This window comes from Enterococcus sp. AMC1252, from assembly GCF_058216515.1.
Genome location: NZ_CM177097.1, coordinates 2,758,092 through 2,771,756, shown reverse-complemented (window position 1 = coordinate 2,771,756; position 13,665 = coordinate 2,758,092). Strand labels below are relative to the sequence as shown.

Sequence of the window (13,665 nt, the reverse complement as noted above, 5' to 3'; positions counted from 1 at the left end):
TCATTGATTTACAAATATTATTAGGAAATTGATTGATTATTGTCTAGTTTTTCGTTAAAATAGAACAGGTATGAAAATTGTTATACTATAGATGGAAATTGAGGTGTTTCTTTTGTTCCCTGAGAAAATAGAAAAGGCTTTCGGTTTAATGGAGCAGGCTATCGGATTACTTAAACGATCTTTAGATACTTCTTTTCTAGATGCATATACTGAAAATGGTGAAAATATTATTGATAATTACCAAGTACGTGTGTTAGATGGAGTACCCGATGAGCAAACTGTTCAAAAACTTAAAACCATTTATCAACAACTACAAGCAATCGAATTGGAACCAGAAGAAATTAGACGTTTGTCACAGTTGATTTTACTTAAAGGGAATAAGACTGAGTCCTTACAGGCAAATCATCAACTAACACCAGATAGTATAGGCTTCTTATTTGTTTATTTGATTGAGCAACTATACAGACCAGAGCAATCGCTAAAGATATTAGATATAGCTTCAGGTATGGGGAATCTTTTGTTAACAACTGTCCTTAACTTGAACATTGCGAAGTATTCGGTTCAAGGCTTTGGCGTAGATATCGATGATACACTGCTTGCAGTATCAGCCACAAATAACGAGTGGACTAAGGCTGCTATCCAATTATTCCATCAAGATGGATTACAGGATTTACTTGTCGACCCTGTTGATGTAGCAATCAGTGATTTACCGATTGGTTACTATCCAAACGATGAAAAAGCCAAAGAATTTGATTCAGCAGCAGAAGAAGGTCACAGTTATGCCCATCACTTGTTGATGGAACAGGCGATGAAATTTGTTCAACCTGATGGCTATGGACTATTTTTGATACCAACCAATATTTTAGAGACAGAACAGAGCTTGTTCTTCAAAAATTGGCTGAAAAAAAATGTTTATCTACAAGGCATGATCCAGTTGCCAGATGAGTTGTTTAAATCAGTACAGTCAAGAAAAAGTATCTTGTTTGTACAAAATAAAGGTGAGCATAGTGAGCAAGCAAAAGAAGTGCTTGTTGCAAAATTAGGCTCATTAAAAGATCCTGTGAAGGTTACACAATTTTTTCAACAATTTGAGGCTTGGAAGTCTTCAAATTTAAAATAAAACAACTGATAAAAGAGGAGAGTATTATGTCTAAAACAATTGCAATTAATGCTGGAAGTTCAAGTTTAAAATGGCAGTTATATCAAATGCCAACTGAAGAAGTTATCGCTAAAGGAATCGTTGAACGTATTGGTTTAAATGATTCAATCTTTACAATCAAGTATGGTAATGACGAAAAATATGAAGAAATCATTGATATCAACGATCATGATGTTGCTGTGAAAATGTTGTTAGATAAATTAACTGAATTAAATATCTTAGCTTCTTACGATGAAATTACAGGTGTTGGTCACCGTGTAGTTGCGGGTGGAGAAGACTTTAAAGATTCTGTTGTTATTGATGACGAAGTTTTAACAAAAATCGAAAAATTAGCAGATCTTGCACCATTACACAATCCAGCAAATGCAATGGGGATCAAAGCATTCAAAAAAATCTTACCTAATATTATCAGTGTTGCTGTTTTCGATACAGCTTTCCACACAACAATGCCAAAACACAACTTTTTATATAGTATCCCAACTGAATACTATGATAAATATGCAGCTCGTAAATATGGTGCACATGGAACAAGCCACAAATATGTTGCGGATCGTGCAGCAGAAATGCTTGGTCGTCCAATCGAAGAATTAAAAATCATTACTTGTCATTTGGGTAATGGAGCATCGATCACAGCAGTTGATGGTGGTAAATCTGTAGATACATCAATGGGCTTCACACCGCTTGCTGGTGTAACAATGGGAACTCGTTCTGGAGATATTGATCCTTCTTTACTTGCTTACCTAATGGAAAAGCTTGAACTAACTGATATCAAAGACATGATTGACATTTTAAATAAAAAATCAGGTTTACTTGGTTTAACTGGTATTTCTAGTGATATGCGTGACTTAGAAGCAAACATGGATAAAGAAGCTGTTCAAGTAGCTTACGATATCTTTACAGACCGCATTCGTAAATACATCGGTAGTTACGTAACTGTTTTAAACGGTGTGGATGCAATCGTCTTTACTGCCGGAATCGGTGAAAACGACTCACATGTTCGTAGTGAAGTAATCAAAGGCATGACTTGGTTTGGTTGTGAACTAGATGATGAGAAAAATAATGTTCGTGGAAAAGAATCAGTGATTTCTACAGATGATTCTAAAGTTAAAGTATTATTAATTCCAACGGATGAAGAATTAATGATTGCTCGTGATGTTGAGCGTTTAAGAAAATAAAGATTAAAAAAAGAAGCAACTCGATAAAAATCGGGTTGCTTTTTTATTTAATAAGTTATTGTTCCTCTTTTTCAACAGGAATTTTATTATTTAAATCGGTTCGAACGACTAATACATCGCAAGCGGCATTACGGATAACATATTCAGAAACAGATCCAATGAATAATCGTTCAACAGCATTTAAACCTGTTGCACCTAACATAATCAAATCAACTTCATGGTCTTGTGGCAGCTGTTTTGCAATCAACGGTTTTGGAGAACCATATTCAATGATGCTAGATACTTTTTCACAGCCATGTTCTTTAGCTTGTTTTTTGTATCCATCAAGTGTTTGTTTTGCCATTTCTGTTGCTTGTTCAGCCAAAACACCATCAAATGAAGAAACGGATTGAAACGCCCGTGTATCAATAACGTGAGCTAGTAGCAATTCTGCGTCATTTCTCATAGCGACATTCATTGCTTTTTGAAAAGCTAATTCTGCCTCAGATGACCCGTCAACAGCAACCATGATTTTACGATAATTTTGTAACATTGTGACCACTCCTTTTCAAATAGGTTAAAATAAATCATTCTTGATAGTTTAATTGTAGAACAAAACTGGAAAAAAGGAAAATAAAAAAGAAGATACTGTTATAGAATCTTCTTGGCAAACATAACGCTAAACACAGCAGAAATCACAAGTAAACTAAAAATATAAAACAATGAAAAAAACTTTAAATTAAAGATACCAACCAAGATACCAATAGCAGCTAAAATCAGATAAAAAACACCAAACTGTCGTAAAAATTGTTTGTTTTCATCAGGTTCACCGTTGTGCATGATTGGTAGAAAAACAGTTGCTTTCTTTAATAGATAAAAACCAATTATTACTAATAATGCTACAGAAACAAAAATAAGTGTGCGAATCATGTATTGAACCTCCATCAAATAAAAAACAATTTGCACTTCGCAAATTGTTCGGTAATCTAAATAAAAATGGTAAAATCCGTCGATGCCGTTATTCGTCCTATAGTATTGAACCCGCAAACAAAGCAGGTGGGTTCCACGACTGACAGCTTTGAACTACCAAATGATAAGGCATGTTACCAGCTTAGGTACCAGAAGGATCCCTAGATATCAATAAAATGTTCGGTCAACACACAAAAAAGACAACGCGTACATCACAGATTTACCATCTTTATAATAGCACAACATAAAGCAAACAGCAACGAGAGCGCTTTGATTTGAAAGCGAATTATTTTTTCTTTTTCTTTCCCTTTTTCCAGTCTTGTATTCTCTGATATTGCTGGTGTAATGCTTGTTCATACTTTCCAGTATCGATTGGTTCATAATAACGAGCATTTTTTATCTTATCTGGGAGATATTGCTGATCTACCCAAGCGTTTTCAAAGTTATGAGGATACTGATAGCCGATTCCACGATTCAACTCTTTAGCACCAGAATAATGACTATCACGTAAATGATCAGGAACGTCTCCAGCTTTTCCTTCACGAATATCAGCTAAGGCCGCATCAATAGCACTGATGGCTGAGTTTGATTTTGGTGACAGGCATAAATCAATAACAACACTGGCAAGTGGAATACGTGCTTCAGGAAAACCAAGTTTTTCCGCAGCTTGAACAGCCGTTATCGTACGTGCTGCAGCTGCTGGATTTCCTAATCCAATATCTTCATAAGCAATGACCATCAAACGACGGCAAATAATCGGTAGGTCACCAGCTTCAACTAATCTGGCTAGATAATGAAGAGCAGCATCAACATCGCTACCGCGAATTGATTTTTGGAAAGCCGATATCACATCATAATGAGCATCGCCGTTTTTATCATGGGTCAAAGCTTTACGTTGTACACATTCTTCAATGATTGAAAGGGTAATAACAACTTTTTTATCGTCATTTTCAGGCGTCGATTTTACAGCAAGTTCCAGTCCATTTAAGGCACTACGTAAGTCACCATTTGTTGCACGTGATAAATGCTGTAGTGCTTTTTCTTCTAGGTCAACTTGAAATTCTCCTAAGCCACGCTCTTTATCTGATAAGGCTTCTTTGATTGCTTTTTGAATATCTAGTTCATTCAGTGGTTTGACTTCAAAAATTTGTGTTCTGCTTCTGATTGCTGGATTGATTGTAATATACGGATTCTCAGTTGTTGCTCCAATCATAATGATTCGGCCACTTTCAAGATGTGGCAGTAGAAAATCTTGTTTTGTTTTATCTAAACGATGAACTTCATCTAGTAATAGGATTACCGTGCCGCTCATTTTGGCTTCCTCTGCGACGATTTGCAAGTCTTTTTTAGTATCAGTTGCTGCGTTTAACAGGCGGAAAGCATAATTTGTAGAGCCTGCAATCGCACTAGCAATACTTGTTTTACCAGTACCTGGTGGACCATATAAAATCATGGATGAAAGCATGCGAGCTTCTACCATACGGCGGATGATCTTCCCAGGACCAACAAGATGTTGTTGGCCAACGACTTCATCTAAATTACGTGGTCGCATACGATAAGCTAATGGTTTTTGCATCGTTGGACCTCCTTTTTCCTTCTTTATTTATCTATTATACCATAAAGAACGTATGTTTGTTTTAGAGCGAGGGTTGCTAATAAAAATAAGGATTTATCTTACTAATCGTTTGTTATTTCAATGGATAATAGACCTAGATTCGTGTATTATAGGAGATGGTGAGAAATAATGAATGAAACGATAAATTTTTTTAATACAAAATCAACGGAAGAAATCGCTCAGTTTTTGTTAGGTATGTACTTAGAACATAAAACAGAATCTGGTATACTTGCAGGTTATATTGTGGATACAGAGGCTTACCTTGGACCTGAAGATGAAGCGGCTCATAGTTTTGGCTTGCGGGACACTCCACGGCTAAAAGCGATGTATGAGAAGCCGGGAACGATTTATTTATACACAATGCATACCCACCTGATCTTAAATATGGTGACTCAAGCAAAAGGTAAGCCCCAAGGAGTCATGATTCGCGCTATTGAGCCTGTTAAAGGAATCAAAAAAATGGAAGCAAATCGTAAAGGAAGAAATGGAATCGAGTTATCTAATGGACCTGGTAAGTTGGTAGCTGCTTTAGGTATCGATAGAGAATTGTATGGGCAATCGATCTTTGACAGCTCATTACGAATTGTTCCAGAAAAAAGAAAAATACCAAAGGAAATTATTTCACTTCCCCGAATAGGAATTCCTAATAAAGGAATTTGGACTGAATTACCATTAAGGTACGCTGTTTCAGGTAATCCTTATATTTCTAAACAAAAAAGAAGTGATATCGATCAAAAAGCCTTTGGCTGGAAGGAAGAAACTAAATGAAAAAAGCAACGATGTTAACTTATTTAGATCAACAAATTACTAAAAAAATTACAGAATATGATGTAGCGCTTGATTGGAATACGAGAAATCATTCTATTGAAGTTGTTTTCCGATTATTTGCTGAAAATGCAGCTCAGGCACAAATTGATGATGCTAAAGGGACTGTTTCAGAAGAAGAGATCATTGAATTTGAAGATGGTATTTTATTTTATAGCCCTGAAAAAACTAGTTTAGATAAAGACGAGTATCTGGCTGTAATTCCTTATGAAGGAAAAAAAGGAATCAAACAGTCTGTACTGGATGCTTTCGTTACGTATTTAAACGATGTATTGACAGAAGGGCAAAGTGATTTATTAGACTTCTTGACAGACGAAGAACAAGAAATATTTGAACTGAAGTGGTCGGATGAGGACTTTGAAACATTGGTGCAAAAGTATCAAAAAACAGATGGCGATGTGTATATCGCTTATCCTAGCTATTAAGAAGAGGTGATTGTATGAAGTGGACGGAAGTAAAAGTTGAAACAGCTAGCGAAGCGGTTGAAGCTATCTCAAATATTATGATGGAAGCCGGAGCCAGTGGTGTGGCCATCGAAGACTCTTTAGACGTGGAAAATTTTCAAAGTGATCTTTACGGTGAATTGTTAGATAAAGAACAATTCACTCACATCAAAGAGGGGGCTTTAGTAATGGCCTATTTCCCTGAAACAACGTTCCTGCCGGAAATATTACCCTTTATCAAAGAAAGCATCACTCGTTTACCAGAATTTGGACTGGCAATTGGTAAAAATGAAGTAAGCGTCAGCGAGGTAGCAGAAAGTGATTGGGCGACTGCCTGGAAAAAATATTATCATCCAGTTCGGGTTACTCGTTTTCTAACAATCGTTCCAAGTTGGGAAAAGTATGAGGCACAAGATGAGGTTGAAAAAATAATTACATTAGATCCCGGAATGGCTTTTGGTACAGGAACGCATCCAACAACACGTTTAACCTTGCAAGCCTTAGAAACTGTTTTACGAGGTGAAGAAACATTGCTGGATGTCGGGACTGGTTCAGGTGTATTAAGTATTGCCAGTAAATATCTAGGTGCAAAGGAAGTCTATGCCTATGATTTAGATGATGTTGCAGTGACTGCAGCTAAGGAAAATATGGACATGAATCCGATTGCAAGTGATGTTCATGTTTCTGCTAATGACTTGCTAAAAGGAGTAACAATCAAAGCAGATGTGATTGTAGCGAATATTTTGGCTGATATCATTACATTGATGATCCAAGATGCATGGCGATTATTGAAAAATGATGGTACCTTGATTGTTTCTGGAATTATTCATGAGAAGAAAGCTATGATTTTAGAAAAAATGACAGAGGCAGGCTTTCTTGTGGATCAAATTTTCCAACAAGGTGATTGGTACGCAATTATTCTAAAGAAAACAGAGGAAGAGTAAGATGCAACGCTACTTTTTAACTGATCCTTATGAAGCGAAAGAACAATATGCAATCATGGGAGAAAACTATCATCATATCGTAAGAGTGATGCGGATGGAACCAAAACAGCAGGTTTTCTTAGCGTTTAGTGATCGTTTAGCAATCATTGCTGAAATCACTGATATTACTGAAGATACGGTTTATTTAAAAGAAATCAGTAAAGAACAAGCTGAAAAAGAACTGCCAATTAATGTTACGATCGCTTGCGGTTATCCAAAAGGGGATAAATTAGAATGGGTCGTTCAAAAGGGAACTGAGCTTGGCAGCCATAAATTTATTGGGTTTCCAGCTAAATCATCCGTTGTGAAATGGGATCATAAAAAATTGGTAAAAAAGACGGAGCGATTAAAAAAAATTGCGACAGAAGCTGCCGAGCAATCTCATCGTCAGTTTGCACCAGATATTGTATTATTAGAGAAAGAACAAGAGTTGATTGATGTTTTTTCTAATTATGATAAAGTGCTGGTTGCATATGAAGAGTCTGCAAAAATTGGGGAACGCAGCCGTTTTGCAATGGCACTTTCGGAATTAACTGCTGGGAAATCACTCTTGATTATTTTTGGACCTGAAGGTGGTTTCTCACCTAGAGAAATAGCGGAGTTTCAAGAACAGGGTGGTATCATTTGCGGATTAGGTCCGCGCATTTTAAGAGCGGAAACGGCGCCTTTGTACGTATTGAGCGCCATTAGTTATCAATTTGAATTAGTGTGAGACTTAGGGGGCTACTTATGGAGTTAGAGTTACAAAAACTTTCAATTATGTTAATGGATCCGTCATTTACAGATCAACAGTTCACAGAAGAGATTATTTTTTTAAAAGAATTTCCTGTTCGTTCAATTTTTGTTTTACCTTATAATGTTGCAAGAGCAAAACAATTGTTAACTGGAACGATGATTCAAGTAGGCAGTTTTGTTGATTTTCCGCTTGGTGGTGGAACTTTAGCAAAAAAAGCGTTTGAAACAGGGCAGTTATATAGAGATGGGGCATCGGATGTTTTTGTGACTATGGCGCCTGAGCAGCTAAAGCTTCATGGAAATCAGAGTTATCAAGCGTTAGAGCAGTTGTCGTTTGGAAGAAATGCTTTAGGTTTCTTTTTAGACAGCAGTCATTTAACCGAGAATCAAAAGCAGGTGTTAACTATGGATCTTGCAGAGTTAAATGTCAATGCTATTTCTCTAGGAGTGAATTTAACCATGGAGCAAGCAATCTATGATATGAGCATTTTCAGAACCGGTCGAAAAAGGCGAATGACATTTCAAGTAAATGTTAAAGCACCGACCTTACTTGAAATTGAACTTCTTTTTCAAGCAGGAGCGTCATATATTGGAATCAGTAATGGTCGAGAAATTTTACCTTTAATTTCAAAATGGAATTAACAATTTGAGGAATTGATAATCTAGAAAAATGTTAGTATAATAAAAGATGTTGGAAGTGCTACTGTTTCAAGTGGTGCTTTTCTTTTTTTTAAATAATTGATTATTTACATAAACATAAGGAGTATTTTCATAAATCACGAGGCGTGAGGTGGTTCGACGATACACCGTACAAGTTGTCCAAAAGACACACCATTTCCTTTATTCTCTAAGTATTACTATACTAAGAGTTGAAGGTCAGATCCATAAGTAAAAGGAGTACCACTATTCTAGGAAGCAAAGCTGACATAGAGATAATGGTTATCGGACCCATAAGTAAAAGGAGTACCACTATTCTAGGAAGCAAAGCTGACATAGAGATAGTGGTTATCGGACCCATAAGTAAAAGGAGTGAGAACCATGCCAAAAGAGGAAATTATGACAGGACCAGGAGTTATTAAACTCGTGTCAAAATATATGGAACCTCAACATGTTGCTTTCGTTCAAAAAGCATGTGATTATGCTGAAAAAGCACATGAAGGCCAAGTTAGACAATCAGGTGAACCTTATTTTATCCATCCAATCCAAGTGGCAGGAATTTTAGCTGAATTACGGATGGACCCACATACGGTTGCAACAGGTTTTTTACATGATGTAGTAGAAGATACTGATGTAACACTTGAAGATTTATCCAATGAATTTGGAGCAGATGTTGCAATGTTAGTTGATGGTGTGACGAAGCTTGGAAAAATAAAATATAAATCACATGAAGAACAATTAGCCGAAAATCATCGGAAAATGTTATTGGCAATGGCTCAAGATCTACGTGTGATCATGGTGAAATTGGCTGACCGTTTGCATAATATGCGGACATTGAAACATCTACGTGAAGATAAACAGCGCAGAATTGCACAAGAAACGATTGAAATCTATGCGCCACTTGCGCATCGTTTAGGGATTAGCCGCATTAAGTGGGAGCTTGAAGATACGGCATTACGCTACATCAATCCAAACCAGTACTATCGAATCGTTAATTTGATGCAAAGTAAACGGGATGAACGTGAAGCCTATGTTGAAGAAGCAGTTGAAGACATTCGTTTGGCTACAGAAGATTTAGATATCTATGCTGAAATTTATGGTCGTCCTAAACATATATATTCTATCTATCGCAAAATGAAAGATCAGAAAAAGCAATTTAATGAAATCTATGATTTATTGGCTATCCGAGTTATCGTGGATTCCATTAAGGATTGTTATGCTGTATTAGGTGCGATTCATACAAAATGGACACCGATGCCAGGACGTTTTAAAGATTATATTGCCATGCCTAAAGCGAATATGTATCAGTCTATCCATACCACGGTTATCGGGCCTAAAGGGAACCCCGTAGAAGTACAGATTCGAACCCATGAAATGCATCAAATCGCTGAGTTTGGGGTTGCAGCTCACTGGGCTTACAAAGAAGGAAAAACTGAAAAAGTTGATGAAGATAATGATACAAAACAATTAAGCTGGTTCCGAGAAATCCTTGAACTACAAGATGAAAGTTACGATGCTTCTGAGTTTATGGAAAGCGTTAAAGGGGATATTTTCAGTGATAAGGTGTACGTTTTCACCCCAACTGGTGAAGTAACAGAATTGCCTAAAGGATCAGGACCATTAGATTTTGCCTATAGTGTGCATACAGAAATTGGAAATAAAACCACGGGTGCTAAAGTTAATGGGAAAATGGTTCAATTGGATTATACACTGAAAAATGGTGATATCATTGAAGTTTTGACCTCACCAAATTCTTTTGGACCCAGCCGAGATTGGCTAAAAATGGTAGCAACAAGTAAGGCACGAAACAAAATCAAACGATTCTTTAAAATCCAAGATCGAGAAGTCAATATTATTAAAGGGCATGATTCAATCAGTAAATACTTGATTGAACATGGTTTTGCACCAAAAGAATTCTTAGGAAAAGCCAAAATGGCAGAAGCTTTGGATCGTTTTAATTTCCAAACAGAAGATGATCTTTATGCAGCTGTGGGGTATGGTGAAATCAGTGCTCAAGTAGTCTTTAATCGCTTAACTGAAAAAGAACGTAAAGAACAAGAAATCGAACGTCAAAAACAAGAAGCTGAAGAATTGATGACACAACCTGTCAAAAAAGAATCAGATAAAATGAAAGTTCGTCATGAAGGCGGGATTGTGATTCAAGGAGTTGAAAACTTACTTGTCCGCATCAGCCGTTGCTGTAATCCAGTGCCAGGAGACGAAATTGTCGGCTACATTACGAAAGGCCGTGGCGTTTCAATTCATAGAGCAGATTGTCCTAACGTTCAGCATCAAGAAGAACTTGCCCAACGATTGATCGAAGTGGAATGGGAAGATACTGATAATTCGAATAAAGAATACGATGCGGATTTAGAGATTTACGGGTACAATCGTAGTGGTTTATTGAATGATGTGCTACAAGTGATTAGTTCAATGACCAAAAATTTAGTTAGCGTAGAAGCAAAACCAACGAAGAATAAAATGGCAATGATCCATGTGACGGTAAAAATCCAAAATCTAGCCCATTTAAAAACAATCGTTGATAAAATCAAGAACATACCGGATGTTTATAACGTTCGTCGAACCAATGGCTAGGAGGAAGAGTTATGAAAGCAGTCATCCAGCGAGTCAGTCAAGCTGAAGTGACGATCGATCAAAAAAGTGTAGGGAAAATAAGCCAAGGATTTATGATTTTACTTGGTATCCATCAATCAGATAGCGCAGAAGATGTGGCTTATTTGGTTCGTAAAATTAGCAAACTCAGAGTATTTGAAGATCGTGACGGTAAAATGAATCTGAGTATCCAAGAAATTCAAGGAAGTATTTTAAGTGTTTCTCAATTTACATTGTATGCAGACACTAAAAAAGGCAACCGTCCTAGTTTTATAGAAGCAGCTCGACCTGAAGTGGCAATTCCTTTATATGATTTGTTCAATACACAGCTGAAAGAGCTGGATATTCCTGTCGAAACAGGTGAATTCGGTGCAGACATGGCCGTTTCGCTAATCAATGATGGTCCCGTAACGATCATTATTGATACAAACGATAAATAATCAAAAACATCATTCTTACAGTGCATAGCAGTAAGAGTGATGTTTTTTTTTAAGTTATAAAAAAAAGGCATATGAAAGGCAAATACTTGGTATAATGAGCGTAAAGTGATCATTGAGGTGTAAGATGGAAAAATATAAAGAAGAACTAATATCAAAGTTAAAAAAATTACCGGTACCAGAATTACATGAAACCCTCGTCGCATTAAGTGATTGGTTGCGACCATTGGTTACATTAGACGAACTAAAAGATTTTCAAAAAAGAGCTATAGCATTTAGTGTATCTGATGGACTACTACTACAAAAGGATTTGGTTGAGTATGCAAACACTCAATCTGGAAGTTGGTTAGCTCCTTTTTGGGAAGAAAGTTATTTAGAGAGTCGGGGTTATTTACAAAGTGAGTCAAATTTTGCTTTGATGATCGATGAGCGTTATTATGACCAGGTTGAATCAAAAGAAATGCGAGCGGCTCAGTTGATTTATCAAATGACTGATATTTACCTGAGCTTAGCGAATGGTACATATCCAATCGAATATACAAGAAATAATCAAAATGTCGATATGTCATTCTATTTAAATTTTTTCAAAAGTTGCCGAATAGCTGGAACTGAGCGAGATTCTTTTTATAGAGGAGAAGTAAAAGCCGCTGAAATTTATGTTGTGATATTTGTAAACGGTATCTACTTCCGTCTAAACGTGACAAATGATTTAGGAGAACGCTATTCATTTGAACGAATATTGGCGAGTTTAAATTATATTCTTTCACTTGAAACGGTCCCAAAAAAAGGCGAGAATCTACTTCCTTATCTAACAGGTGTTGGAAGAGAACAATCGAATTTGATTTATCAACAGCTCAACAAAGAGGAGCTGAACAGGAAAAATCTCAAACAAATTGAAGATGCCTTATTTATTTTGAGCTTTTCAGATGGAGATGATGAGACAAAAGAGGGACGAATCACCGATGTTTTACTGAATACAAGTCATCAATTTCTAGCAAAAACGACACAGGCAGTTATTACAAAAAATGGTCATATTGGTTTTAATATGGAACATACAGCAATTGATGGTGTTCCAACCTTAAATTTATTGACTAAAGTTTTTGAGCCGTTTAATAAGTTGAAACAAGAAAATACTAAAAAAGGCTCTTCTGAGTTTGTCCAACCATTTGAATGGTTATTGGACAAGCAAATGATCAAAACTTTAGAAAAAGCCCAAAAACTTGTAGAAATTGAGAATAACTCGTATGTACTCAAACACCGAGATATTTCGCAAATTGGGAAAGAACGGATGAAAAAAGCGAAAGTAAGTCCAGATGCCTTTTTTCATATTGCCTTGACAATGGCACAGCAGAAAGTTTTTGGTAGGTTGAAATCCGTTTATGAACCAGTTGCAATGCGTATGTATTATGAAGGTCGAACGGAATCTGCTCGTTCAGTAAGTCAAGAGAAAAAAAAGTTTGCAGAAGCATTCTATAACAAAATAGAACCAACATCTAAGGAACAATTAATAGAATTATTCATTGAGGCTGCAACGGCTCATTCTGAGCGGATCATCCAATGTCAAAATGGTAAGGGGTTAGAACGTCATTTGTTTGGTTTGCAGAAAATGGCTCTTAATCCAGAGGAGGGCGCGAACTTTTTCGGTGCGGATGCTCTTAAAGTATTAGGTGAAGATTTTATATCTACTACTGGAATTCCTTACGATTTGTTAGAATCATTTAGCTTTGGACCAGTCAATAAAACAGGGTTTGGAATTTATTATGGCATTCTAGATGAAAGAGTGATTTTGACTATCTCAGCTAAAAAAACATATGAAAATGAAGCAATTCAGCTACTTGAAGCAATTTCTAGTGCACTGATTTCTTTAATAGATCTTTTAGGGATTTAGCAAAACAAACATAAAAATACTACAAATAATAAATAGAACGATTTTCGTGTTCTCTCGATATAATAGGGCTTCAACAGGTTTTGATATTATCCACGATAGGCTACATCATCATTAAATAGATAAAAAGAGGTCGTGAAACAAAAGTGAAATCCACTTTTGTTTCACGACCTAATTACGAATAGACAGT

12 protein-coding genes, 1 other RNA gene and 1 pseudogene are annotated in these 13,665 nt (G+C 36.3%); 10 read left to right on the top strand and 4 right to left on the bottom strand.

Annotated features, from left to right (window positions below):
- Positions 1-112: 112 nt before the first annotated feature.
- Both AC4BB5_RS13115 and AC4BB5_RS13110 read left to right on the top strand, forming a co-directional pair.
- Entirely contained in the window at positions 113-1,120 is a 1,008-nt protein-coding gene (locus tag AC4BB5_RS13115; protein ID WP_490459070.1) for a class I SAM-dependent methyltransferase, read from the top strand.
- 26 nt (positions 1,121-1,146) lie between these two features.
- Positions 1,147-2,334, top strand: coding sequence for an acetate kinase (locus AC4BB5_RS13110; RefSeq protein ID WP_490456563.1), 1,188 nt, complete (start codon positions 1,147-1,149; stop codon positions 2,332-2,334).
- 55 nt (positions 2,335-2,389) lie between these two features.
- Here AC4BB5_RS13110 and AC4BB5_RS13105 read toward each other — a convergent pair whose 3' ends face one another.
- The 4 genes from AC4BB5_RS13105 to AC4BB5_RS13090 all read right to left on the bottom strand — a co-directional run bounded on the left by AC4BB5_RS13105 (position 2,390) and on the right by AC4BB5_RS13090 (position 4,858).
- Complete coding sequence (locus tag AC4BB5_RS13105) at positions 2,390-2,866, bottom strand: universal stress protein (protein WP_490456562.1); 477 nt, start codon at positions 2,864-2,866, stop codon at positions 2,390-2,392.
- A 98-nt stretch (positions 2,867-2,964) separates the two neighbouring features.
- Entirely contained in the window at positions 2,965-3,243 is a 279-nt protein-coding gene (locus tag AC4BB5_RS13100; RefSeq protein WP_490456561.1) for a hypothetical protein, read from the bottom strand.
- A 69-nt stretch (positions 3,244-3,312) separates the two neighbouring features.
- Positions 3,313-3,506, bottom strand: a non-coding RNA gene (ssrS, locus tag AC4BB5_RS13095) — 6S RNA.
- A 62-nt stretch (positions 3,507-3,568) separates the two neighbouring features.
- On the bottom strand, positions 3,569-4,858 hold the full coding sequence (locus tag AC4BB5_RS13090) for a replication-associated recombination protein A (RefSeq protein WP_490456560.1): 1,290 nt from the start codon (positions 4,856-4,858) through the stop codon (positions 3,569-3,571).
- A 168-nt stretch (positions 4,859-5,026) separates the two neighbouring features.
- Between AC4BB5_RS13090 and AC4BB5_RS13085 the strand changes: the two are divergent.
- The 8 genes and pseudogenes from AC4BB5_RS13085 to AC4BB5_RS13050 all read left to right on the top strand — a co-directional run bounded on the left by AC4BB5_RS13085 (position 5,027) and on the right by AC4BB5_RS13050 (position 13,478).
- Positions 5,027-5,708, top strand: a pseudogene (locus AC4BB5_RS13085) (DNA-3-methyladenine glycosylase).
- On the top strand, positions 5,662-6,147 hold the full coding sequence (locus AC4BB5_RS13080) for a DUF3013 family protein (RefSeq protein WP_490456559.1): 486 nt from the start codon (positions 5,662-5,664) through the stop codon (positions 6,145-6,147). Before AC4BB5_RS13085 ends, AC4BB5_RS13080 begins: the two are co-directional and overlap by 47 nt.
- Positions 6,148-6,161: 14 nt before the next feature.
- The gene (prmA, locus tag AC4BB5_RS13075) at positions 6,162-7,109 is read left to right on the top strand and encodes a 50S ribosomal protein L11 methyltransferase (protein WP_490456558.1); all 948 of its coding nucleotides are present in this window, start codon (positions 6,162-6,164) and stop codon (positions 7,107-7,109) included.
- A gap of 1 nt (position 7,110) precedes the next feature.
- Entirely contained in the window at positions 7,111-7,860 is a 750-nt protein-coding gene (locus tag AC4BB5_RS13070; protein ID WP_490456557.1) for a 16S rRNA (uracil(1498)-N(3))-methyltransferase, read from the top strand.
- Between the two features lie 17 nt (positions 7,861-7,877).
- Positions 7,878-8,525: a beta/alpha barrel domain-containing protein gene (locus AC4BB5_RS13065; protein WP_490456556.1), complete on the top strand. Its 648-nt coding sequence runs from the start codon at positions 7,878-7,880 to the stop codon at positions 8,523-8,525.
- Between the two features lie 396 nt (positions 8,526-8,921).
- Positions 8,922-11,135, top strand: a complete 2,214-nt coding sequence (locus AC4BB5_RS13060; RefSeq protein WP_490456555.1) for a RelA/SpoT family protein — start codon at positions 8,922-8,924, stop codon at positions 11,133-11,135.
- 11 nt (positions 11,136-11,146) lie between these two features.
- Positions 11,147-11,593 (top strand): D-aminoacyl-tRNA deacylase, encoded by a 447-nt coding sequence (dtd, locus tag AC4BB5_RS13055; RefSeq protein WP_490456554.1) that lies wholly within the window; start codon positions 11,147-11,149, stop codon positions 11,591-11,593.
- Positions 11,594-11,717: 124 nt separating this feature from the next.
- The gene (locus tag AC4BB5_RS13050) at positions 11,718-13,478 is read left to right on the top strand and encodes a choline/carnitine O-acyltransferase (RefSeq protein ID WP_490456553.1); all 1,761 of its coding nucleotides are present in this window, start codon (positions 11,718-11,720) and stop codon (positions 13,476-13,478) included.
- Positions 13,479-13,665: the final 187 nt, after the last annotated feature.

Excerpts from the sequence above, each read along its gene's own strand:
- AC4BB5_RS13090 (WP_490456560.1), bottom strand. The coding sequence starts at position 4,858 with ATGCAAAAACCATTAGCTTATCGTATGCGACCACGTAATTTAGATGAA.
- AC4BB5_RS13080 (WP_490456559.1), top strand. The coding sequence starts at position 5,662 with ATGAAAAAAGCAACGATGTTAACTTATTTAGATCAACAAATTACTAAA.
- AC4BB5_RS13100 (WP_490456561.1), bottom strand. The coding sequence starts at position 3,243 with ATGATTCGCACACTTATTTTTGTTTCTGTAGCATTATTAGTAATAATT.
- dtd (WP_490456554.1), top strand. The coding sequence starts at position 11,147 with ATGAAAGCAGTCATCCAGCGAGTCAGTCAAGCTGAAGTGACGATCGAT.
- AC4BB5_RS13050 (WP_490456553.1), top strand. The coding sequence starts at position 11,718 with ATGGAAAAATATAAAGAAGAACTAATATCAAAGTTAAAAAAATTACCG.
- AC4BB5_RS13110 (WP_490456563.1), top strand. The coding sequence starts at position 1,147 with ATGTCTAAAACAATTGCAATTAATGCTGGAAGTTCAAGTTTAAAATGG.
- AC4BB5_RS13065 (WP_490456556.1), top strand. The coding sequence starts at position 7,878 with ATGGAGTTAGAGTTACAAAAACTTTCAATTATGTTAATGGATCCGTCA.
- prmA (WP_490456558.1), top strand. The coding sequence starts at position 6,162 with ATGAAGTGGACGGAAGTAAAAGTTGAAACAGCTAGCGAAGCGGTTGAA.
- AC4BB5_RS13105 (WP_490456562.1), bottom strand. The coding sequence starts at position 2,866 with ATGTTACAAAATTATCGTAAAATCATGGTTGCTGTTGACGGGTCATCT.
- AC4BB5_RS13060 (WP_490456555.1), top strand. The coding sequence starts at position 8,922 with ATGCCAAAAGAGGAAATTATGACAGGACCAGGAGTTATTAAACTCGTG.
- AC4BB5_RS13070 (WP_490456557.1), top strand. The coding sequence starts at position 7,111 with ATGCAACGCTACTTTTTAACTGATCCTTATGAAGCGAAAGAACAATAT.